The organism is Pseudomonas sp. 21615526 (genome assembly GCF_013386245.1).
In the GTDB taxonomy this organism is placed as follows: domain Bacteria; phylum Pseudomonadota; class Gammaproteobacteria; order Pseudomonadales; family Pseudomonadaceae; genus Aquipseudomonas.
Genome location: NZ_JACAOM010000008.1, coordinates 96,159 through 118,849, shown reverse-complemented (window position 1 = coordinate 118,849; position 22,691 = coordinate 96,159). Strand labels below are relative to the sequence as shown.

The window sequence follows — 22,691 nt, the reverse complement described above, 5'->3', positions numbered from 1 at the left end:
CTCATCGCAGGCAAGCCAGCTCCCACATTTGACCGCACTCCGACCCGCATTCCGCATGTACCTGACTGGTCCTGATCACCATGAATACCACCACTGCCCAAGTGCAAACCGCTACGCCGGACAAGCCGCGTAAAAGCCGCCTGATCAACCCCGGCTGGTTCCTCGTCAGCCCCTCGGTGGCCTTGTTGCTGCTGTGGATGATCGTGCCGCTGGGCATGACCCTGTACTTCTCGCTGATTCGCTACAACCTGCTCTACCCCGGCGAAAACCAATTCGTGGGCCTGGAGAACTTCACCTACTTCATCACCGACTCGGGCTTCCTGCCCGGCGCCACCAACACCCTGTTGCTGGTGGGCAGCGTGTTGCTGATCAGCGTGGTGTTTGGCGTATTGATCAGCGCCCTGCTGGAAGCCAGCGAGTTCTTTGGTCGCGGCCTGGTGCGGGTGTTGCTGATTTCACCGTTCTTCATCATGCCCACCGTCGGTGCGCTGATCTGGAAGAACCTGATTTTCCATCCGGTGTCGGGGATCCTCGCCTACGTGTGGAAGCTGTTCGGCGCCCAGCCGGTGGACTGGCTGGCCCATTACCCGTTGCTGTCGATCATTATCATCGTGTCCTGGCAGTGGCTGCCCTTCGCGATCCTGCTGCTGATGACCGCCATGCAGTCCCTCGACCAGGAACAGAAGGAAGCCGCCCGCCTCGACGGTGCCGGCGCCATCGCGATCTTCTGGCACCTGACCCTGCCGCACCTGGCACGTCCGATTGCCGTGGTGGTGATGATCGAAACGATCTTCCTGCTCTCGGTGTTCGCCGAAATCTTCACCACCACCAACGGTGGCCCCGGCTACGCCTCGACCAACCTCGCCTACCTGATCTACAACCAGGCGCTGGTGCAGTTCGACGTGGGCATGGCCTCGGCCGGCGGCTTGATTGCCGTGGTCATCGCCAATATCGCGGCGATCATCCTGGTGCGGATGATCGGCAAAAACCTGACTGACAAGCCTTGAGGGCCGCGCCATGACGCTTCAACAATCCCGCCGCCTGCAAAGCGTGCTGCTCGGCACCCTGGCCTGGGCCATCGCGATCCTGATTTTCTTCCCGATCTTCTGGATGGTGCTGACCAGCTTCAAGACCGAAATCGACGCGTTCGCCACGCCGCCGCAGTTCATCTTCACGCCGACGCTGGAGAATTACCTGCACATCAACGAGCGCAGCAACTACTTCAGCTACGCCTGGAACTCGGTACTGATTTCCTTCAGCGCCACCGCCCTGTGCCTGCTGATCTCGGTACCGGCCGCCTACTCCATGGCGTTCTACGAGACCAAGCGCACCAAGGGCACGCTGCTGTGGATGCTCTCCACCAAGATGCTGCCGCCGGTGGGCGTACTGATGCCGATCTACCTGCTGGCCAAGAGCTTCGGCCTGCTGGATACGCGCATTGCGCTGATCATCATCTACACCCTGATCAACCTGCCGATCGTGGTCTGGATGGTTTACACCTACTTCAAGGACATCCCCAAGGACATCCTCGAAGCCGCCCGCCTGGACGGCGCCACCCTGTGGCAGGAAATGGTCCGGGTGCTGCTGCCAATCGCCAAGGGCGGCCTGGCTTCCACGGTGCTGCTGTCGCTGATCCTGTGCTGGAACGAGGCGTTCTGGTCGCTGAACCTGACCTCGTCCAATGCCGCGCCGCTCACCGCGTTGATCGCCTCCTACTCCAGCCCCGAAGGCTTGTTCTGGGCCAAATTGTCTGCCGTGTCGACCCTGGCCTGTGCGCCGATCCTGATCTTTGGCTGGATCAGCCAGAAACAGCTGGTCCGCGGTCTGTCCTTCGGCGCCGTGAAGTAACGGCTCCTTCAAAAATATTTAGAAGCGGAGGCCCATCATGGCCAACCTGAAAATCAAGAATCTGCAAAAAGGCTTCGAAGGCTTCTCCATCATCAAGGGCATCGACCTTGAGGTGAACGACAAGGAATTCGTGGTGTTCGTCGGCCCGTCGGGCTGCGGCAAATCCACCCTGCTGCGCTTGATTGCCGGCCTGGAAGAAGTCACCGAAGGCACCATCGAGCTGGATGGCCGCGACATCACCGAGGTCACCCCGGCCAAGCGCGACCTGGCAATGGTGTTCCAGACCTACGCCCTGTACCCGCACATGAGCGTGCGCAAGAACATGTCGTTTGCCCTGGACCTGGCCGGCGTCGACAAGAAGATTGTCGAGAGCAAGGTCAACGAAGCAGCACGTATCCTGGAGCTGGGCCCTTTGCTTGAGCGCAAGCCAAAGCAGTTGTCCGGCGGCCAGCGCCAGCGTGTCGCCATTGGCCGTGCGATTGTGCGTAACCCGAAGATCTTCCTGTTCGACGAACCCCTGTCCAACCTCGATGCCGCCCTGCGGGTGCAGATGCGCCTGGAGCTGTCGCGCCTGCATAAAGAGCTGCAAGCCACGATGATCTACGTGACCCACGACCAGGTCGAAGCCATGACCCTGGCCGACAAGGTTGTCGTACTCAACAGCGGCCGCGTGGAACAGGTGGGCTCGCCGCTGGAGCTGTATCACCAGCCGGCCAACCTGTTTGTGGCAGGCTTTTTGGGCACGCCGAAAATGGGTTTCCTCAAGGGCAAGGTCACTCGCGTTGACCCACAGAGCTGCGAAGTCGAACTGGACGCCGGCGGCCGCATCAGCCTGCCCCTGAGCAGCGCGACCTTGAGCGTCGGCAGCGCCGTGACCCTGGGCATTCGCCCGGAGCACCTGGAAATCGCCGCGCCGGGGCAAGCCACCCTGACCGTCACCGCCGACGTCGGCGAGCGCCTCGGCAGCGACACCTTCTGCCACGTGATTACCGCCAGCAAGGAGCCGTTGACCCTGCGGATCCGTGGCGACATGGCCAGCCAATATGGCGAGACCCTGCAGCTGTACCTGGACCCGACCCAATGCCATCTGTTCGACGCTGAGGGTGTTGCCGTGGCCCGCCCACTGCGCGCCGCCGCCTGATTTCGCGAGAATTTCCCGATGAAACTGAACAAGCAAAACCTCACGCAACTGGCGCCCGAAGTGCAACTGCCGGCCTATGCGATTGCCAATACCAGCCAGGGCATCGCGCACATCGGCGTTGGCGGGTTTCACCGAGCCCACCAGGCGTATTACACCGATGCCTTGATGAATACCGGCGTGGGCCTGGACTGGAGCATTTGCGGCGTGGGCCTGCGGGCTGAAGACCGCAAGGCCCGGGACGACCTGGCCGGCCAGGACTACCTGTTCACCCTGTATGAACTGGGCGACACCGACGATACCGAAGTGCGCGTGATCGGCTCCATCAGCGACATGCTGCTGGCCGAAGACGGCGCCCAGGCGTTGATCGACAAGCTGGCCAGCCCGCAGATTCGCATCGTCTCGCTGACCATCACCGAAGGCGGCTACTGCATCGACGACAGCAACGGCGAGTTCATGGCCCACCTGCCGCAGATCCAGCATGACCTGGCCAACCCGGGCTCGCCGAAAACCGTGTTCGGGTTTATCTGCGCGGCGTTGACCCAGCGCCGGGCCGCCGGGGTGCCGGCATTTACCGTGATGTCCTGCGATAACCTGCCCCACAACGGCGCCGTGACTCGCAAGGCGTTGCTGGCCTTCGCCGCGCTGCATGACGCCGACCTGCACGAGTGGATCAAGGCCAACGTGAGCTTCCCGAATGCGATGGTCGACCGCATCACGCCAATGACCAGCACCGCGCACCGCCTGCAACTGCATGACGATCACGGCATCGACGACGCCTGGCCGGTGGTCTGCGAGCCGTTTGTGCAATGGGTGCTGGAAGACAAGTTCGTCAACGGCCGCCCCGCGTGGGAAACCGTAGGCGTGCAGTTCACCGACGACGTGACACCGTATGAAGAGATGAAGATCGGCCTGCTCAACGGCAGCCACCTGGCATTGACGTACCTGGGCTTCCTGAAGGGCTATCGCTTCGTCCACGAGACCATGAACGACCCGTTGTTCGTGGCCTACATGCGCGCCTACATGGACCTGGACGTGACGCCCAACCTGGCACCGGTGCCGGGGATCGACCTGACCGAATACAAGCAGACCCTGGTGGACCGCTTTTCCAACCAGGCGATCGCCGATCAGCTGGAGCGTGTGTGCTCCGACGGCTCGTCGAAGTTTCCCAAGTTCACCGTACCCACCATCAATCGCCTGATTGCCGACGGGCGCGAGACCGAGCGTGCCGCACTGGTGGTGGCCGCGTGGGCGCTGTACTTGAAAGGCGTGGATGAGAATGGGGTGATCTACCGCATTCCAGACCCTCGCGCCGAGTTTTGCCAGGGGCTGGTGACGGAAGATGCGTTGATCAGCAAGCGGCTGCTGGGGGTGGAAGAGATTTTTGGTACGGCTATTCCCAACTCGCCCGAGTTTGTGGCAGCGTTTGAGCGGTGTTTCGAGAGCCTGCAGGATGTGGGTGTGAGCAAAACGCTGGAGCGGCTGCTCGCCAATCTCAACTGACGGAACCGAATCAAAAATGTGGGAGCGGGCTTGCTCGCGAAAGCGGTGGATCAGTCAATATTTGCATAACTGACACACCCTATTCGCGAGCAAGCCCGCTCCCACATTGACCGAGTTCTCCATAACAATAGGCTGAGCGACCTACCATGACCCAGCAAAACCTCTACCTCGGCATCGACTGCGGCACCCAGGGCACCAAGGCCATCGTGCTGGACGCCAGCAGCGGCAAAGTCCTGGGCCTGGGCGCCGCCAGCCACACGCTGATCAGCGGTGCCAATGGCCGCCGCGAACAGCACACCCAGGAGTGGCTGGACGCGTTTACCGAAGCCACTCACCGCGCCTTGCAACAGGCCGGGGTGGACGGCCAGGACATCCTCGCCATCGGCGTTTCCGGCCAGCAACACGGCCTGGTGTTGCTGGATGACCAAGGCCAGGTGCTGCGCCCCGCCAAGCTGTGGTGCGACACCGAAACCGCGCCGGAAAATGATCGCCTGCTGCAACACCTGGGCGGTGAAAGCGGCTCCCTGGAACGCCTCGGCGTGGCCATCGCGCCGGGCTACACCGTGTCCAAGCTGCTGTGGACCCGCGAACAGCACCCGGAGGTGTTCGCACGGATCGCGCATATCCTGCTGCCCCACGACTACCTCAACTACTGGCTCACCGGCCGCGCCTGCGCCGAATACGGCGATGCCTCCGGCACCGGCTATTTCAACGTGCGCACCCGTGAATGGGACCTGGCACTGTTGCGCCACATCGATCCCGACGGGCGCCTGGAAGCTGCGCTGCCCGAATTGATCGAGGCCAACCAGCCAGTGGGCGCCATCCTGCCAGCCATCGCCGAGCGCCTGGGCATCAACCCGAACGCCCGGGTGTCCAGCGGCGGCGGCGACAACATGATGGGCGCCATCGGCACCGGCAATATCGCCCCCGGCGTGATCACCATGAGCCTGGGCTCATCCGGTACCGTGTACGCCTTTGCCGATCAGGCCAATGTCAGCCCGCAGGCGTCGGTGGCGACTTTCTGTTCATCCAGCGGCGGCTGGCTGCCGTTGATCTGCACCATGAACCTGACCAACGCCACCGGGGTCATCCGCGAGCTGTTCGACCTGGATCTGGCCGCGTTCAACGGGTTGGTGGCCCAGGCACCGATCGGCGCAGACGGCGTGAGCATGCTGCCGTTCCTCAATGGCGAGCGGGTGCCCGCCCTGCCCCACGCCACCGGCAGCCTGCACGGCCTGACGATGACCAATCTGACCCGCGCCAACCTGTGCCGCGCCGTGGTCGAAGGCACTACCTTCGGCTTGCGCTATGGCCTGGACCTGCTGCGCCAGACCGGCCTGCAGAGCCAGAGCATCCGCCTGATCGGCGGCGGCTCGAAAAGCCCGGTGTGGCGGCAGATGGTCGCGGATATCATGAACACCGAAGTGGTCTGCACCGAACAAAGCGAAGCAGCGGCCCTGGGCGCGGCAATCCAGGCCGCGTGGTGCCAGTCCGGTGAAAGCCTGGCACAGTTGTGCCAGCGCTGCGTGAGCGTCGACGCAGCCAGCCGCACACTGCCGGATGCCGGCAGCGTCAGCGCCTACCAGCAGGCTTATGAGCGTTATCAAAAGCACGTGGCATCCCTTTAAGAGCGAACGAATATGTATTTGGTATGTGGCGAAGCGCTGTTTGATTTTTTCAGCGAGGACGATGCCAGCGGCAAGGCATCCAGGGTCAATTACAAGGCGATTGCCGGCGGCTCGCCGTTCAACGTCGCGGTAGGCTTGCGTCGACTGGGAATCGACGCGGGCTTTTTCGCCGGGATCTCCGACGACTACCTGGGCCGACGCCTGTTGCAGGTGCTCAAGGACGAAGGCGTGGGCGAGGATTACCTCGTGGAATTCTCAGCGCCCACCACCCTGGCAATGGTCGCCGTGGGCGCCAATGGCTCACCGCAATACAGCTTTCGCGGTGAAGGTTGCGCCGACCGCCAGTTGCAACTTGAGCATCTACCGGCGTTGGGCGACGAAGTGCGTGGCGTACACATCGGCTCGTTCTCACTGGTGGTGCAGCCGATTGCCGACACGTTGCTGGCCCTGGTACGCCGGGAAAGCGGCAAGCGCCTGATCAGCCTCGACCCCAACGTACGCCTGAACCCGGAGCCGAACATCGAGCTGTGGCGCGCCCGCGTGGCCGAGCTGGTCAAGCATGCCGACCTGATCAAGGTCAGTGACGAAGACCTGCACCTGCTCTACCCCGGCCAAACCCCGGAAAGCGTCCTGCAAGGCTGGTTGCAGCACCGTTGCCAGCTGGTGTTCCTGACCCGCGGCGGCGACGGCGCCACGGTGTTCAGCCGCCAGCACGGCAGCTGGTCGGCGCCAGCGGTCAAGGTGGTCATGGCGGACACGGTTGGTGCTGGCGATACCTTCCAGGCCGCGTTGATTGCCTGGCTGACCGAGCAGCAACTGGACTCGGTGGAGGGCCTGCAACAGCTGTCCCGCGATCAGATTAGCAGCATGCTCACCTTCGCTATCCGCGCTGCGGCACTCACCTGCAGCAAGACCGGGCCGGACCTGCCCTACCGCCAGCAATTGAACTAGCCCCGCCTGCCCCCGCGCGCTGCGGGGGCAACTCATTTACTCCTTTCTCCTTTCCTCCACAACCTGTCAACTTTGACAGTTGTCAGTCGTGGTTTTCGGGTCAAGACTCCGGTTACGCCTCGTGCGCAAGGAAGTGGCGCTGACGTCATTGTGTTGCCGGGAGATTTTATGAAAAACATCAAGATTGGCTTGTTCGTAGGGATAGTGTTGGCCACGTCGGTTGCTCGCGCAACGCCACTGGATACCACGACAGACCTGAAGTCTATTGCATGGGAATATGTGTCCATTGAGTCTGTAGCACCCTATGCCCCATTGAAAACTTTGAGCCCAGAAAAGAGCGCCACTCAACCCGGATCCCCTCCGGGTTTCTGTAACGGCACCTCTGAAAATGGGATCAGTTGCCGCACGGGAGCGAGAAAAGCTGTCGGATATACACGCATAGGGGTGAATTTGCACTATTGAAGTGGCCAGCATGAGCCGGACACTTGGTTTGCGCAGCACGGGATCGTGTTGGCCGCGTTGGTTCCAGGCGCAACGCCCGTCGACACAAAGGCAATTCTGGAAGATGTGAGGAGACCCAGTTGGACATCTATACGCTGGAGGTTTCAGCGGTAATGCGCAGGTACGCATGAGCTGGTAGGCTCACGCTTCCCTAGCGCGGGTAACCGCCCGGGCAACGATGGCGCCCACCACCGCACCCGCTATCGGTGCCGCCCAGAATAGCCACAACTGCATCAGGTATTCCCCGCCGGCAAACAATGCCGGCCCGGTGCTGCGCGCCGGGTTGACCGAGGTGTTGGTGACGGGGATGGCCACCAGGTGAATCAGCGTCAGGGTCAGGCCAATGGCAATCGGCGCAAACCCGACAGCCGAACCCGGGCCGGTGACACGCATGATGATGAACACAAAAAAGAACGTCGCCACCGCCTCGACCACCAACGCGGCCAGCAGGCTGTAATGCCCGGGGCTCAATTGGCCATAGCCGTTGGCGGCGAAAGCGCCCACTTCAAACCCCGGACGACCACTGGCGATCAGCGCCAACACGGCGGCGGCGACAATCGCACCGGCGACTTGGGCAATGATGTACGGCACCACGTCAACGCCCGGCATCCGGCGCCCCACCCATAGGCCGATGGTCACCGCCGGGTTGAAGTGCGCACCGGAAATACTGCCCACCGCGTAGGCCATGGTCAGCACCGTCAAGCCAAAGGCCAGGGCGACACCGGCAAAGCCGATCCCAAGCTCCGGAAACGCCGCGGCCAGTATCGCGCTGCCGCACCCGCAGAAGGTCAACCAGAACGTCCCTAGAAACTCTGCTGCGATTTTCTTTTGCAAACCAACTCCACCCAATGCCAACGCCATCCGATTGATGGGCCTGGCGGCGACGGTAGCAAAAGCGATTAACTTGGCTGTATCAGACTTGTCCGGTAAACCGGTGAGCCTTTTTCTATGGCAGCGTTGCAACGACTGCATCGTCGGTGCCCGTGCTGTCTTCAGCACCGCCTGCCACATAAGTGCCGTTCGGGGATATCGCCGTCAGACCGCTTTCCTGACCGCCGCCGAACTGTGGAATGGCCACGGTTCCCGCCGCAGAAGTCCAGGTGGCGGCCTGGTGATGCTCGCCGGCATTTTCGCTGGTCAGTGCCACGACGTCGTTATCACTCAAATCCACGAAGCCTATATGTGTGCCGCCTGCCAACGGCGGGATCAACTGAGTGCTGCCCGACGAAGGCGTCCAGAAGGCCAACAGATGATGGCCATTGCTGTCCTGGTACGACACAACGGCATGCCCGTTATTGTTCAACCGCAAACCGGTGATTCGAGGTGCCCCCGATACACCGCTGATGCTGCTCAACTGAACCGGCGTGGCGCTTGGATTGGGCCAGTAGACGGCTTGGGGCACATCCGGCGCCGAGAAGTGGCAAGTGCCCAGCAACTGCACTGCATTGTTTACGCTGCTTACGCTGCAGCCCGTGCTACCGGCAGGTGTGGTCAAGGGCGTCGTGACCAGGGTGCCCAGTAGCCCGGTTTTCTGCACGACTTTGGCGACGGTGTTGCCAGACGCAGGATTCGGGCAGTCGAGCGCAACGGTGGGCACACCGTTTATAGGCGTGTTGTTGATGTCGGCGGGAAAGCAGTTGTCGTGCAGGGCGGACACTTGAAGCGGGGCTGTACTCCCGGAAAACCACAACACTGCCGTTGCGTCACCGGTACCGCTTAAGCTCGCCCCGGCCAATACATCGCTCTGGTTGAAGGCACTAATGACAGTGCGCGCCTCAGGCAGTAATCCAGTGCCCAATACCGAGACGGCTTGCAACGCCACCGGCGCAGCGCCCGGCGTAGCGCTGTTCCAGATGACGGCGGTGGCTCGATTGTCTGCCATTTTGCATGAGCCCGCTATTTGTCCGTTATTGTCTATAGCCACGGCGGTGCAGCCTTGGCCACTCACCAATGGCGGTAGCGGAACTTCAGTGCCTGCCGTGGACGCGACCCACGCCACGGATGGCCCCGAAGTAGTGCCCGGGGTACAGGTACCCACCACAACGCCCGAGTTGTTGACCGCCAAGGAAACACATTGCTTCCCGGCAGCCGTGCCTTCACCGACGAATGTTGCTGCGCTGACAGCGCCTGTATAGGCAGTTGCACCCGCCATCGCGAGAACCAGCGTGCGGTTGATCAAATTGTTCATGGCTATTCTTTCCTTGGAGGCCAGTTTGATGGCCGGCGGGTGAGACGTTTCAAGCGCCGGGGCAACCTAGTTATGGCACAGTTCCCAGGACAGACAACTGTCAGAGTTGACAGGTTGTGAGGTGATAAAAAAAGGCGTAATAGATGCTTCCCTCACGCAGCCCACGCCCCCATGAAGATGAAGCTTTTGTCAGTAAAGCCTCACTTAATCGATGGTTAATCCCCCGGGAAGACAGTTGATTCGACCGCACTCGCACGGCTCCAACCGTTGCCCAGGGCGGCCGCGGCTCATCACGTTGTTGAGCCTGCGAACGACTTGCGGAGAAACACCATGAAACTGCGTACGTTAATGCTCGGTGCTGCACTGGCCCTGACGGCTGTAACGGGGATGGCGCAGGCTGACACCGCACCCGTCGTCACGCCTTATCACTACGGCGAGAAGATGGATGTGCAGAAGGTGCTTGCCATGCATGAAACCGATACCAATGAATGCAAGGTGATCAAGGCCGATATCAAGTTCGTGGACAGTCAAGGGAAAGTCCAGGACGTGGGCTATCGCAAACTGTCGGAAGCCTGTGATTTCCAGAATTGAACCGATCGGCTTTTTTGTAGGAGCGAGCTTGCTCGCGAAAGACTCCAGCGAAACGCGGGCATCCTGAATGTACGCGGGCCTTGCGTTCTTCGCGAGCAAGCTCGCTCCTACAGGGGTATCCTTGAGCGCTCGTTACGGCTGAAAGGATTCGCCATGCAAGTGCACTTCCGTCCCCTCGCTACCTTCACTGCCCTGCTGTGCTTTGCCCTCGCGCTGATCTGGGGTTTGCGCCCGGACCTGCTCCTGTGGGTGTGGAGTGTTGAATACTCCAGTGCCACCGGCCTGGTCGCCCGACGCAACGCCGCGCTGTTCCTGGCCATTGGCATCATGTTTTACCGCGCCCGCCATTCCCCACCTGATGCGACACGGCATGCCATGACCTCCGGCTTTGCGATCGGCTGTTTTGTGCTGGCGATGTTGGGGATCAGCGAATGGATCAGCGGCCATGCGGGCCCGGGGATTTTGCTGGCGGTGATCACGGAAACGGCGTTGGGCCTGGCGTTTCTCCAGGCCCGCAAGTCTTCACTGATTGAAGCTCAACCGTCCGTTTAATAGACGTCCGTTTAATAGAAAGGACGCGCACCGGCTCGTTTGAGGGCCGGGGCATGGGTGTGGGTGTGCTTGAGGTCTTCACGCAACTCGGTAATCAAATTGCAGATCGCCCGACTGCTGTCGAGCTTGTTCGCGCAAATGCCGGTGACCACCAAGTCGACCCGGTCATGGTCGATCTCGTGATAAACCTTCACCGTCAGCGAGGCGTCTGGCGCCTTGGTGACTTCACAGCGCTTAGGCAGAAAACTTCCTTCAATAATGCCGCGTAATTCCAGATCCGAAAGCATGGCCGACCTCTCCTTTTATGAGATTGCCAATCGATTGTTATCAATATTCTTTATTCGTACGGCTGGCGAACGCGGTGACACGCTCGCCGTTTGCGCCTGACCAGCCCTGGCAGACGGCTTTGCTTACCCAGCGTACTAGGCTCGCTCGAAATGCGTTGGATCCTTTCCTCATAAGCGACGACATTACTTATATAAGTTACGTGGCAGACCGCCATCAACCCTCCCGTTTGAGGTATGAACCGTCGTGCTTGTAGCTCATTCAGAGTTGTAACAGGATCTTATAAAGCATTAAACGTGCCGCCATACGCACTGCCCTGCGCCCCAGACAAATCGGGGCTTTCGGACAAAATTACGTGCCGTCGATTCATGCGTCTTGCAATGAGCCTCCCTTGGCATCATGCAAATTGAAAGACCGCTCGCTATAAGTGCCCGCAACAAACTTTTTGACGCCTTCATAACCACTATCCAAACGGATGAATGTAACTAAATTAAACAGTCTTTAGGTTAAACGTTTAACCTGTCTGAGCAGCCACTCGTTCAGCAACATGCCGCAAACTATCGAAGTTGATATTGGCCCCGGAGTTGATCGCCACCCATGTTTGCCCCTGGAGGCCAGTCTTCCCGACATACTTGCGGATACCGGCGACAGCCAGGGCACCTGAAGGCTCAGTGATCGAGCGCGTATCGTCGTAGATCAGCTTGATGGCACTGCACAGTTCGTCATTGCTGACGGTGATCACTTCATCCACATGGTGCCGGCAGATTTCAAAACCATAGGCGCCGATCTGGGCCACGGCCGTGCCATCGGCAAAGCTGTCGACACTCGGCAACACCACCCGGCTCCCAGCGCGCAAGGCTGCCAGCAGGCAACTGGAGCCTTCGGGCTCGACGCCGATGATGCGCACTTCGGGCCGCAGGTATTTCACGTAGGCCGCGATACCGGCGATCAACCCGCCGCCGCCCACCGGGACGAAGATCGCGTCCAGCGGGCCCTGCTGCTGACGCAGCACTTCCATCCCCACTGTGCCCTGCCCGGCAATCACGTCCGGGTCGTCGAACGGCGAAACAAACGTACTGCCGGTGGCCTCGGCCAATTGCAACGCATGGGCCAAGGCGAACGGAAAGCTGGCCCCATGCAACACCGCCTCGCCGCCTCGGGAGCGCACGCCCAACACTTTCAACTCCGGGGTGGTGCACGGCATGACAATCGTCGCCTTGATCCCCAACTCCCGCGCCGCCAATGCCACGCCCTGGGCATGATTACCCGCAGAAGCAGTGATCACGCCTCGCGCCTTTTGCTCGGCACTGAGCTGCATCAGTTTGTTGTAGGCGCCTCGAATCTTGAAGGAAAAGGTCGGTTGCAGGTCTTCGCGCTTGAGCAGGATCTGATTGCCCAGCAATGCCGACAGCGCCGGCGCCACCTGCAACGGCGTACGCACCGCCAGGTCGTAGACCGGGGCGGCCAGGATCTTCTTCACGTAGTGCTCAAGCAATCCCGAATCCTGGGGCTGGCTCGCGGGGCGGGTACTCATGGATGTCTCCTGGGTGTTTGCAGGGCCCTGGAGACGGAAAAACAAAACCCGCCTCTAGGGCGGGTTTGGGTACAGCCGAGCGCTATCCCGCCAAATGAGGAATGGCGGTAATAATGCTTGGCTGGCAACGAAAGGTTTGAAATGTCATGAATCAAAATTAACCGGCGCCACCGGGCAAGTCAATGGCGAAACGCCAGGCTTTACGTAGAGCATACGAAACGTATACGCTTTGTATATCAACTCTGCACAGTGAAGCTCATGGGCATCGTCAAGATCACCGACCAATTGCACGAACAACTCCGTCTGGCCAGCGCCACCATGGACCGTTCCATCAACGCCCAGGCCGAGTTCTGGATCAAGATCGGCCTGCTCGCCGAACTCAATCCACACCTGGCCTATAACGACCTGATCAACAAACTGTTGCTGGACAAGCCCGACCTGATCCGGGGGCGCAGCGAATGATCAAGACCACCGAACAACTTGCCGTGATGCGCGAATCCGGCCGCCTGTTGGCCCAGGTGTTTACCATGCTCGACGGTTTTGTCGCCGCCGGCCAGTCGACCCTGGAGATCGACAGCGCGGTGGAAGCCTTCATCCGCAATGACCTGCAATCACGACCGGCGAGCCTGGGCCAGTACGACTACCCCTTCTGCATCAATACCTCGATCAACGAGGTGGTGTGCCATGGCATGCCCAGCGCCAAGGCCGTGCTCAAGGACGGCGACATCGTCAACATCGACATCACCCTGGAGAAAGGCGGCTATATCGCCGACTCCAGCAAGATGTACATGATCGGCAATGTCTCGCCCAAGGCCCGGCGCCTGGTGGAAATGACCTTTGAAGCGATGTGGGCCGGCATCCGCCAGGTCAAGCCCGGCGCACGCCTGGGGGATATCGGCTACGCCATCCAGAACCATGCCCAGAGCAACGGCTACAGCGTGGTGCGTGAATATTGCGGGCATGGCATTGGCCGCGAGATGCACGAAGACCCGCAGATCCTGCACTTCGGCCGCCCCGGTACCGGGCTCGAACTGCGTGAAGGCATGGTGTTTACCATTGAGCCGATGCTCAACCAGGGCAGCGCCAAGGTGCGCAGCTTGAAGGATGGCTGGACGGTGGTGACGCGGGACAACAGCTTGTCGGCGCAGTGGGAACATACGGTGGCGGTGACGCGGGATGGGTTTGAGGTGCTGACGTTGCAGCCGGACGTCTGAATGGCGCACATCCCCTGTGGGAGCGGGCTTGCTCGCGAAAGCGGTGTGACAGTCGCCATCTACAGTGACTGATCCACCGCTTTCGCGAGCAAGCCCGCTCCCACATTTAGACCTCAGTGATATTCAGGATTTTAGTCATACTGCCTTGTCGCCACTCCCCGCAATCCGCTTCAACCCCAGCACCATCAACCCCGCCCCGAGTCCCATCGCGGCCATGAACAATGGGTACGAAATCCACCACGGCGTGCCCGCCGTCATCATGCTGAACTCCGACATCCCGCCCACGCTGGCGATCAGGTTCAACGGCAGGAACACCACGTTGATCAGCGTCAGCTTGCGCAGCAGGTTGTTCATGCTGTTGTTCATCAGGTTGCCCCGGGCGTCGATCAGCCCGGAGAACACGTTGGAGTAAATCTCCGCCTGCTTGTAGCACTGGTTGTTCTCGATAATCAGGTCATCGATCAGGCCCAGTGTTTCAGCGCTGAAATGTTCCTTTTCCCCATGGTTGCGCAGGCGCGTCAGCACCGCGCCGTTGCTGTGCAGGGCGTTGATGTAATAGATCAGGCTTTCGCTGAGGTTGAACATCTGCATCAGGTGGCGATTGCTCATCGATGCATTGAACTGCTGCTGCAGTTCCCGGGCGACCATCTTGATCACCTTGAGGTGGCCCAGGTAGTGATGGATGTTGTTGAGCAACAAGTCCAGCAACACATCCAGCGGCGTGCGCAATGGCCGGCGCGCACCCAGCCCGGAGAGCTGGCTGTCGTCGGTGGCGATCACCAGGAGTTGTTCCCCGGAAAACAGCAGGCCGCAGGACGCCACTTCAAACACCAGGTTGCCGCCGCCCGAATAGTTCTCCGGGCGCTTCCAGATCAGGAACAGGTTATCGGGGTGGAACTCGATGCGCGACACTTCGTCCGGGTCCAGCGCCGAGGCCAGGGCATGTTCATCGAGCTTGTAGCAGTCGCGCAGGTACTTGCGCTCGTGGGGGTCAGGATTGCTGAACAGCAAGACATCCCCGCCGTCCCCCAGGCTGTTGTACAACTTGCCATCGGTTAATTCAAAGCGCTGGATCATCGCGCGTCACCACACCTGGCCTTGACGCTTCAACTCCAGGCGTCGCACGAACTCTTCCAGTACCAGGGAATACAAGTCGTCTTGCAGGTAGGCATCTTCGATGCCGGCGTCCATGTTGGGGTTGTCGTTGACCTCGATCACCACCACCTTGTCGCCGGACTGCTTGAGGTCGACGCCGTACAGGCCGTCGCCGATCAGGTTGGCGGTTTTTACCGCCAGTTCCACCACCGCCTTGGGGGCTTCGTGAACCGCCAGGGTGCGGCACTCGCCGTTGATGTCCTGGCCGATGGCCTTGTGGTTGTAGATCTGCCAATGCCCCTTGGACATGAAGTACTGGCAGGCAAAGATCGGTTTGCGGTTGAGGACGCCGATGCGCCAGTCGTACTCGGTGTAGAAAAATTCCTGGGCCAGCAGCAACACGGAATGCTCGAACAGTTCGGCGGTGGCGGTCAGCAGCGCTTGCTGGCTTTCGACCTTGATCACGCCGCGGGAGAAACACCCGTCGGGGATCTTCAGCACCAGCGGGAAGCCGAGGCGCTCACCCACCCTTTCGAAATCTTCGGGTCGCTCCTTGTAGAGAATTTCGGTGGCGGGCATGCCCAGTTGATGGCTTTTCAGCAGGTCCGTGAGGTAGACCTTGTTGGTACAGCGCAGGATCGAGGCCGGGTCGTCCATCACCACCAGCCCTTCGCTTTCGGCCTTTTTCGCGAAGCGATAGGTGTGGTTGTCGACACTGGTGGTCTCGCGGATCAGCAGGGCGTCGTATTCGGCCAGGCGGGCGTAGTCCTTGCGTTCGATCAGTTCCACGTCGATGCCGAGCCCCTTGCCGACCCGGACGAAATTTTCCAGGGCGCGGGCGTTGGACGGCGGCAGTTGTTCCTGCGGGTCGTGCAGGATCGCCAGGTCATAGCGGGCCAGACGGCGGGAGCGCGGTTGACGCCAGATCTTGCGGCTGAAGTTGTCCAGGGCATTCGCGAATTGGTCTTCCTGGTCATCACGCAATTTGTGCAATACGCCAGACTTGATGCCTTCGATGTGCCAGCCGTTATTCTTGCGAAACTCAACTAACAGGATCGGGCAGGGAAACGCTTCAAACAATTGGCGGGCCAGATCCTGCAAGGGTTCAATATTGGTCCGGCCAAAGTAAAGTGTCAGGGTAAAGCCTTCGGTGTTGCTGTAGAGATGATGACTCAAGGCTTTATCGAGGGTTTTATCCAGGTCATCCAGGGCCAGGCCGTACAGGGACTTTTTCGTCAGTTCGCTGATGGTGCGCACCGACGGAATCACCTTGTGCCCCCGCGCCTCGGCCAGCAGCGAGCAGTAATAGCCGTGCCCCAGGTACTTGTAGCTGCGGCACAGGTTGATCACCTGCACGCGCTTGCCCGTCTCGTTTTCCCGGGTTTGCTCAAGGTATTCCTGGGCGGTGACGATGTCTTCGCTGGGGAAGTACGAGGCCCAGTCTTCCTTGCGCTCGACAATGATCACGACTTGACTTGCACTCTTGGGAGGGCTGGAAAAATAACCGTTGGAAGTTATTGTCGCCGCCACTGTTTGCTCGGATACTTCACGCCAATGACCTTGTACCGCTGACATATTGATTGATCCGCTTTAGAGAACTAGACCTTTTCTATTAAGCACGATCTTTTAGAGAAGTCCCGTTTCGTTACGCAACTTTTACGGCGGTCATATGGCTCTTTCCTTTCGCGTTGCAACACCCGATGACGTGCCTGCATTGGTGGCATTGGAACAGCACTGTTTCACCACGGACCGGCTCTCCACCCGTAGCTTCCAGTGGATGGTCAGTCGCGCCCACGGGCAACTGCTGGTGGCAGAAAAACACGGCGAATTGCTGGGCTACGCCCTGGTGTTGTTCCACCGTGGCACCTCGCTGGCGCGCCTGTACTCCATCGCCATCGCCGAGTCTTCCCGGGGCCTGGGCCTGGGCAAACAACTGCTGACGCGCATCGAAGCCTGTGCGGTGGAGCATGACTGCGCCTACCTGCGCCTGGAAGTGCGTACCGACAACCCCGGCGCCATCGCCCTGTATGAGCGCAACGGCTACCGGCGCTTTGCCCTGGTCAACGACTACTACGAAGACCACGCCCCGGCCCTGCGCCTGGAGAAACGCATCCTCCAGCACCAGGACGCGCGCGCCTTGAGCGTGCCCTACTACCAGCAAACCACCGACTTCACCTGCGGCGCCGCCAGCCTGCTGATGGCCATGGGTGCCCTGGAACCTGCGCGGGTGGCCCAGCGCCGGGAAGAACTGCAGATCTGGCGCGAGGCAACCACCGTGTTCATGACCGCCGGCCATGGCGGCTGCAGCCCCCAGGGTTTGGCGCTGGCCGCCTGGCGCCGGGGCTTTCGGGTGCGCATGCAGGTCAATGTCAGCGGGCCGTTGTTTCTCGACGGGGTGCGTGATCAGCATAAAAAAGACGTCATGCGTTTGGTGCATGACGCCTTCGAGGAAGAGTTGGCCTTGAGCGACGTTGAGCAAGTGCTCGGCGGCCCGCTGGATTTACCCCAGGTGCTGCGCGAAGGCGGCCAGCCGCTGGTGTTGATCAGCAGCTACCGGCTGACCCGCTCCAAGTCACCCCACTGGGTAATCGTCACCGACTGCGACGAAGACTTCGTGTACCTGCACGACCCGGACGTGGACCACAGCCAGCATCGCCAGCCCATGGACTGCCAGCACCTGCCGGTCAGCCATGGGGAGTTCGAGCGAATGTGCCGGTTCGGCAATAACAAATTGCGGGCAGCGGTGGTGGTGTTCAGGCGACTTGCTTGATCCCGGCCTTGGCTTCCAGTTCGCGCACCAGCGGTAATACACGCTTGCCGAAGTATTCCACTTCTTCCTGAAAGTGCAGGAAGCCGGCCAGTACCAGGTCCACGCCGACCGCCTTCAAGGCGACGATGCGCTCGGCAATCTGCTGCGGGGTGCCGATCAGGTTGGTCTTGAAGCCGTCGTTGTATTGCACCAGATCCTCGAAGGTCGACTTGGCCCAGTTGCCCTCACCTTCCGGTGACGCCTTGCCCGCCTGTTTCGCCGCATCGCCAAACGCGTTGACGGCTTCCGGGTCGGCCTGCTCGATGATTTGCGCGAGCACGGCGCGGGCTTCTTCCTCGGTGTCGCGAGCGATCACAAACGCATTCACACCGACTTTCACCGAATGGTTATTGGCCGCCGCCTTGGCGCGAATGTCATCGACCTGGGCCTTGATGCCTTCCGGGGTATTGCCGTTGGTGAAGTACCAGTCCGACACCCGTGCCGCCATGTCCCGCGCGGCCCGCGAACTGCCACCCTGGAAGATTTCCGGGTGGGGCTCGCCCAGTGGCTTGGGCTTGAGGCTGTAGTTGTCGAAGCGGTAGAAATCACCCCGGAAGGTGAAGTTGTCCTGGGTCCAGATGCCTTTCAGGGCGCGGATGAATTCCTCGGAACGGCGATAACGCTCGTCATGCTCCAGCCAGTGTTCGCCGATGGCCTGGAACTCGCCCTTGAACCAGCCGCTGACGATATTGACGGCAACGCGGCCGTTAGTGAGTTGGTCGATGGTTGCCAGTTGCTTGGCCGCCAGCGCAGGTTGCCAGGGGCCCGGCAGGATTGCCGCGATCACCTTGAGCTTGGTGGTGGCCGCCAGCAACGCATGGCTGAACGCGACCGACTCATGCTGGTATTCGGCGCCATAACCGGCGGTGAAACGAATCTGTGTCAGGGCGTATTCAAAGCCGGCTTCTTCAGCCAACTGCGCCAGCTTGCGGTTGTAGTCGATGCCCCAGTGGGTGCGCTGTTCGATCTTGCTGACCACCAGCCCCCCGCTGACGTTGGGCACCCAGTAGGCAAATTTGACGGCTTGCTGACTCATTGGACTGTACCTCGCGGATTGGCATGTACGAGGTGTGGAGCAGCAACTGTGCCAGTGGGCGTGAGAGGCCCGCACTACCGGCCTTCGAGCGCGGAAACAGGCGAAAAGCAGCCTGTTCCGAGCTGTCATGGATTGCAGCGGTTTGTCGTTTTGCTGTTGCAGGAACAACAGTTGAATCGGCACCCGTCCCGTAAATACGTGCCTTCGCGCCCGGCATGGACCGTGCAATAGCTCACCTATCTCACTGCCCAGGAACCGTCCCCATGACCGAACATCACGTGATCAATCCACTGTCCACCGGCGTCGATTATCACGCCCTGGCCGAACGCTTCCGGCCGATTTTCCAGCGCATCGCCGAGGGTGCCCTAGAGCGCGAACAAACCCGCGCCCTGCCCTACGAGCCGATCCAATGGCTCAAGCAAGCCGGCTTTGGCGCCGTGCGCGTCCCGGTGGAATACGGCGGTGGCGGCGCCTCCCTGCCTCAGCTATTCGAACTGCTGATCGAACTGGCCGAAGCCGACTCCAACGTGCCCCAGGCCCTGCGCGGGCACTTCGCGTTTGCCGAAGACCGCCTGAATGCCGCCCCCGGCGCGGCGCGAGACCTCTGGTTCAAACGCTTTGTCGACGGTGACATCGTGGGCTGCGCCTGGACCGAAATCGGCAGCGTGGCCATCGGCGATGTCGTCACTAAAGTCAGCCCCGACGGCGACAAATGGAAACTCAACGGTGAAAAGTTCTACAGCACCGGCAGCCTGTTTTCCGACTGGATCGACGTCTACGCCCAACGCAGCGACACCGGCGGCGATGTGATTGCCGCCACCCGCACCCGCCAGCCCGGCGTGGCGCAAAGCGATGACTGGGACGGCTTTGGCCAACGTACCACCGGCAGCGGCACCTCGCGTTTTACCGATGCGGTGGTGGAGGCGGAAAACGTCATCGACTTTGCCACGCGCTTCAAATATCAGACTGCGTTCTATCAGTTGGTGCTGCTCGCCACCCTCGCCGGCATCGGCCGCGCGGCCCTCAAGGATGTGGCGCATCAGGTGCGCAGCCGCAAACGGATCTACAGCCATGGCAATGCCGCCCATGTGAGCCAGGACTCGCAGATTCAGCAGGTGGTGGGTGAAGTTGCAGCACTGGTATACGCCGCCGAAGCCAGCGCATTGAAAGCCGCAGTTCCAGCGCAGCGGGCTTATGTGGCGCGGTTCGGTGGGGACGATGCCGTGGAGCACGAAGCCAATGTGGCCGCCGAAATCGAATCAGCCACGGCGCAGGTGGTAGTCTCGGAACTGATCCAGCGCGCCACCACTGAACTGTTCAACGCACTGGGGGCTTCGGATGTGCGCCAGGGCAAAGCTCTCGACCGGCACTGGCGCAACGCCCGCACCGTGTCGTCCCACAACCCGGTGATCTACAAGGCGCGGATTGTCGGCGACTGGGTGATCAACCGCACCGAGCCGCCGTTTGTGTGGCAGATCGGCAATGGGCCGGCGCGTTAAAACGCCAGCTTGAAGCCGATCATCACCAGCATGAACGCCAGGCAAGGACGCAATATCCCGTCCGGGACCTTGCCGGCCATGTGGCTGCCGACATAAATCCCCGGCAGCGAGCCCAGCAACAGGAAGCCCAGCAGGGTCCAGTCCATGTTGCCCATGCTGGCGTGGCCGAGGCCGGCGACCAGGGTCAGCGGCACGGCGTGGGCGATTTCGGTACCCACCAGGCGCTTGGTGGCCAGGAACGGGTACAGGATAAACAGCGCCACCGTGCCCAGGGCACCGGCGCCGATGGAGGTCAGGGCCACCATGGTACCGAGGACAGCGCCGGTGATGATGGTCAGCGCATTGAGGTTGCGCGGCGCCATCTTGTAGTCGTCGCCGGCATGCCGCTGGGCAAAGGCCAACAGCTTGTTCTTGAACAGGATCGCCGTGGCCGTCAGCAGCAAGACCACGCCCAGGGACTGCTTGATCACCGCGTTCAAGGCGGCGGGGTCGGTGTCCAGGCTCTTGAGAAACCACAAGGTCAGCAACACGGCGGGCACGCTGCCCAGGGTCAGCCAGCCGGTGATGGTCCAGTCGATGTTGCGATTCTTGCTGTGAACCAGCACCCCGCCGGACTTGGTGATGGCGGCGTACAATAGGTCGGTGCCCACGGCGGTGGCCGGGTTGATGCCGAACCAGAGCAGGATCGGCGTCATCAACGAGCCCCCGCCTACACCGGTCATTCCCACGATAAATCCAACAATCAGGCCAGCAATCGAGAAACCAAAATTACCTACATCCATTACCACTACCTGCGGCCTTATAAAATTCTGGCCGCAGCATAGCGATTTTTCTTATAACTACTTATATCAAAACGATCTGACTTTATGCCTTTCCGGTCAGGCGCTGGCTGCGATAAGCCTGGGTCTGGTACGGAAACGCAACCGTCTCACGGCCGCGCAAGGCCGGATGCGTGTTGATCAGCGACTGCAACTGCTCAGTCACCTGCGCCTTTTCTGCCGGTGGCAATGCGGCGATAAAGCTCACGGAGAGGAAGCGGTCCATGATCACTTCCTGGGGGCTGCCGACATGGCTGTAGGGGAAGCAGGTCATTTCGGGGGCGGAAAAATACTCGCCGGTAAAGGCCTTGCGCCAACGTCCGGTATAAAAGCGCGGTGTGTCGCCCTCGTAGGGCGTGATGATTTCGGTGATCGCCGCGACCCAGTCCACCGACTCATCCCGCACATTCCAGATCAACCCAAGGCGACCGTCCGGCTTGAGCACCCGGTGAATTTCCGCCAGGGCCGCTTCCGTGGAAAACCAATGGAACGACTGGGCACACACCAGGGCATCAGCGGTGGCCGCCTCCAGGGGGATGGCTTCAGCGGTGCCCGACAGCAGGCGCACCTGGGGCAGCAGTTTGTGCAACTGCGCGCCCATTGCCTCCACCGGCTCCACTGCGATCAACGTCGGCGCCACGGTGCTGAGCAAGCGGGTGAACTTGCCGGTGCCGGCGCCCAGGTCGATGACCGTGGAGTGGGGATTGATCTGCAGGGCGTCGGTGAGCCAACCCGTGAGTTGCCGTGGATAGTCCGGCCGGCCTTGGGCGTACGTGACGGCCTGAGTAGAGAAACCCTGTTGAGCAGACTTGTGAACACCGGTCATCGTCAATCTCTCCTCTGGTAGTGCGGGGGCCACAGTGTGCGCCCTTGAAGATTTATTTTCTAATCGCTGCATCCGTTTGCGCGTGCCGTGGGTAGTACAGGTAGCAGCGCCTTGCTGCCCTTATGGAGAGACACCGATGAACGCCAAAGCCCTGTTCTGCGTGACCTGCCTGTTCGCCGCTGCACCGACTGCCTTTGCCCAGACCGGTTTACCCGACAGCATCAAGGTGCCGGACGGCCACAAGGTGACCATGGAAACCACCGGAGTCGGCGAAATCACCTACGAATGCCGGGACAAGGCCAATGCTGCCGGCCAGACCGAATGGTTTTTCGTCGGTCCCAAGGCGGTGCTCAATGACCGCAGCGGCCAGCAGGTCGGTAGCTACTTCGGCCCGCCGGCCACCTGGCAGGCCAAGGACGGTTCGAAAGTCACCGGCACCCAGTTGGCCGTGGCGCCGTCCAGCCCTGGCAACCTGCCTTATCAACTGGTCAAGGCCAACCCCGCCGAAGGCAAGGGCGCGATGAGTGGCGTCGCGTATATCCAGCGGGTGGCCCTCAAGGGCGGCGTTGCGCCAGGCACGGAATGCACGGCGGCCAACAAGGGCAAGCAGGAAGTGGTCAAGTACCAGGCCGATTACATCTTCTGGGCGGCCAACTGACCAGATTCGTCTACGCT

21 protein-coding genes and 1 pseudogene are annotated in these 22,691 nt (G+C 60.8%); 13 read left to right on the top strand and 9 right to left on the bottom strand.

The window, feature by feature from the left end; genetic code table 11:
* The first annotated feature begins 80 nt into the window (after positions 1–80).
* The 6 genes from HX786_RS03840 to HX786_RS03815 all read left to right on the top strand — a co-directional run bounded on the left by HX786_RS03840 (position 81) and on the right by HX786_RS03815 (position 7,068).
* The gene (locus HX786_RS03840; RefSeq protein ID WP_003215314.1) at positions 81–1,007 is read left to right on the top strand and encodes a carbohydrate ABC transporter permease; all 927 of its coding nucleotides are present in this window, start codon (positions 81–83) and stop codon (positions 1,005–1,007) included.
* Between the two features lie 10 nt (positions 1,008–1,017).
* Positions 1,018–1,848, top strand: coding sequence for a carbohydrate ABC transporter permease (locus HX786_RS03835; protein WP_003215312.1), 831 nt, complete (start codon positions 1,018–1,020; stop codon positions 1,846–1,848).
* A 37-nt stretch (positions 1,849–1,885) separates the two neighbouring features.
* Positions 1,886–2,989 carry an ABC transporter ATP-binding protein gene (locus tag HX786_RS03830; protein ID WP_003215310.1) on the top strand — a complete coding sequence of 368 codons (1,104 nt, stop codon included), beginning with the start codon at positions 1,886–1,888 and terminating at the stop codon, positions 2,987–2,989.
* An 18-nt stretch (positions 2,990–3,007) separates the two neighbouring features.
* Complete coding sequence (locus HX786_RS03825) at positions 3,008–4,489, top strand: mannitol dehydrogenase family protein (RefSeq protein WP_008436132.1); 1,482 nt, start codon at positions 3,008–3,010, stop codon at positions 4,487–4,489.
* Positions 4,490–4,635: 146 nt separating this feature from the next.
* Positions 4,636–6,117 carry a xylulokinase gene (xylB, locus tag HX786_RS03820; RefSeq protein ID WP_178911752.1) on the top strand — a complete coding sequence of 494 codons (1,482 nt, stop codon included), beginning with the start codon at positions 4,636–4,638 and terminating at the stop codon, positions 6,115–6,117.
* Positions 6,118–6,129: 12 nt separating this feature from the next.
* Positions 6,130–7,068, top strand: a complete 939-nt coding sequence (locus HX786_RS03815) for a carbohydrate kinase (protein ID WP_178911751.1) — start codon at positions 6,130–6,132, stop codon at positions 7,066–7,068.
* A gap of 642 nt (positions 7,069–7,710) precedes the next feature.
* On the opposite strand, the gene aqpZ is transcribed toward HX786_RS03815, so the two are convergent.
* A complete protein-coding gene (gene aqpZ, locus HX786_RS03810; RefSeq protein ID WP_177022555.1) occupies positions 7,711–8,403 on the bottom strand; it encodes an aquaporin Z in 693 nt (230 codons plus the stop codon).
* Positions 8,404–8,515: 112 nt separating this feature from the next.
* On the bottom strand, positions 8,516–9,757 hold the full coding sequence (locus HX786_RS03805; protein WP_178911750.1) for a hypothetical protein: 1,242 nt from the start codon (positions 9,755–9,757) through the stop codon (positions 8,516–8,518).
* A gap of 330 nt (positions 9,758–10,087) precedes the next feature.
* Here HX786_RS03805 and HX786_RS03800 point away from each other — a divergent pair, with 330 nt between their 5' ends.
* Together HX786_RS03800 and HX786_RS03795 are read left to right on the top strand one after the other, a co-directional pair.
* The gene (locus HX786_RS03800; RefSeq protein ID WP_008436118.1) at positions 10,088–10,348 is read left to right on the top strand and encodes a DUF2790 domain-containing protein; all 261 of its coding nucleotides are present in this window, start codon (positions 10,088–10,090) and stop codon (positions 10,346–10,348) included.
* Between the two features lie 153 nt (positions 10,349–10,501).
* On the top strand, positions 10,502–10,900 hold the full coding sequence (locus HX786_RS03795; protein WP_102369172.1) for a hypothetical protein: 399 nt from the start codon (positions 10,502–10,504) through the stop codon (positions 10,898–10,900).
* Between the two features lie 11 nt (positions 10,901–10,911).
* Here HX786_RS03795 and HX786_RS03790 read toward each other — a convergent pair whose 3' ends face one another.
* Complete coding sequence (locus HX786_RS03790) at positions 10,912–11,187, bottom strand: DUF1652 domain-containing protein (protein WP_063029815.1); 276 nt, start codon at positions 11,185–11,187, stop codon at positions 10,912–10,914.
* A gap of 533 nt (positions 11,188–11,720) precedes the next feature.
* A pseudogene (gene ilvA / locus HX786_RS03785) lies at positions 11,721–12,719 on the bottom strand (threonine ammonia-lyase, biosynthetic); the annotation flags it as partial.
* 258 nt (positions 12,720–12,977) lie between these two features.
* Here ilvA and HX786_RS03780 point away from each other — a divergent pair.
* On the top strand, positions 12,978–13,181 hold the full coding sequence (locus tag HX786_RS03780) for a ParD-like family protein (RefSeq protein ID WP_003215288.1): 204 nt from the start codon (positions 12,978–12,980) through the stop codon (positions 13,179–13,181).
* On the top strand, positions 13,178–13,933 hold the full coding sequence (map, locus tag HX786_RS03775) for a type I methionyl aminopeptidase (RefSeq protein ID WP_177042233.1): 756 nt from the start codon (positions 13,178–13,180) through the stop codon (positions 13,931–13,933). The genes HX786_RS03780 and map overlap by 4 nt, the downstream gene beginning before the upstream one ends.
* A 135-nt stretch (positions 13,934–14,068) precedes the next feature.
* Here the strand turns inward: map and HX786_RS03770 are convergent, their stop codons facing one another.
* Together HX786_RS03770 and HX786_RS03765 are read right to left on the bottom strand one after the other, a co-directional pair.
* The gene (locus HX786_RS03770; RefSeq protein ID WP_178911748.1) at positions 14,069–15,010 is read right to left on the bottom strand and encodes a magnesium transporter CorA family protein; all 942 of its coding nucleotides are present in this window, start codon (positions 15,008–15,010) and stop codon (positions 14,069–14,071) included.
* 6 nt (positions 15,011–15,016) lie between these two features.
* Complete coding sequence (locus tag HX786_RS03765; protein WP_003215278.1) at positions 15,017–16,603, bottom strand: RimK family protein; 1,587 nt, start codon at positions 16,601–16,603, stop codon at positions 15,017–15,019.
* A gap of 94 nt (positions 16,604–16,697) precedes the next feature.
* Between HX786_RS03765 and HX786_RS03760 the strand changes: the two genes are divergently transcribed.
* A complete protein-coding gene (locus HX786_RS03760; RefSeq protein ID WP_003215276.1) occupies positions 16,698–17,798 on the top strand; it encodes a GNAT family N-acetyltransferase/peptidase C39 family protein in 1,101 nt (366 codons plus the stop codon).
* Here the strand turns inward: HX786_RS03760 and sfnG are convergent.
* Positions 17,782–18,873 (bottom strand): dimethylsulfone monooxygenase SfnG, encoded by a 1,092-nt coding sequence (sfnG, locus tag HX786_RS03755; RefSeq protein ID WP_087692696.1) that lies wholly within the window; start codon positions 18,871–18,873, stop codon positions 17,782–17,784. The two genes, HX786_RS03760 and sfnG, sit on opposite strands and share 17 nt — an antisense overlap.
* 263 nt (positions 18,874–19,136) lie before the next feature.
* On the opposite strand from sfnG, the gene HX786_RS03750 reads away from it, so the two are divergent.
* A complete protein-coding gene (locus HX786_RS03750; protein WP_134326709.1) occupies positions 19,137–20,372 on the top strand; it encodes an acyl-CoA dehydrogenase family protein in 1,236 nt (411 codons plus the stop codon).
* On the opposite strand, the gene HX786_RS03745 is transcribed toward HX786_RS03750, so the two are convergent.
* Entirely contained in the window at positions 20,369–21,154 is a 786-nt protein-coding gene (locus HX786_RS03745) for a sulfite exporter TauE/SafE family protein (protein WP_008430805.1), read from the bottom strand. The genes HX786_RS03750 and HX786_RS03745 overlap by 4 nt on opposite strands.
* A gap of 82 nt (positions 21,155–21,236) precedes the next feature.
* On the bottom strand, positions 21,237–22,016 hold the full coding sequence (locus tag HX786_RS03740) for a class I SAM-dependent methyltransferase (protein ID WP_178911747.1): 780 nt from the start codon (positions 22,014–22,016) through the stop codon (positions 21,237–21,239).
* A 136-nt stretch (positions 22,017–22,152) separates the two neighbouring features.
* On the opposite strand from HX786_RS03740, the gene HX786_RS03735 reads away from it, so the two are divergent.
* Positions 22,153–22,674 (top strand): DUF3455 domain-containing protein, encoded by a 522-nt coding sequence (locus tag HX786_RS03735; protein WP_003215266.1) that lies wholly within the window; start codon positions 22,153–22,155, stop codon positions 22,672–22,674.
* The last annotated feature ends 17 nt before the right edge of the window (positions 22,675–22,691 follow it).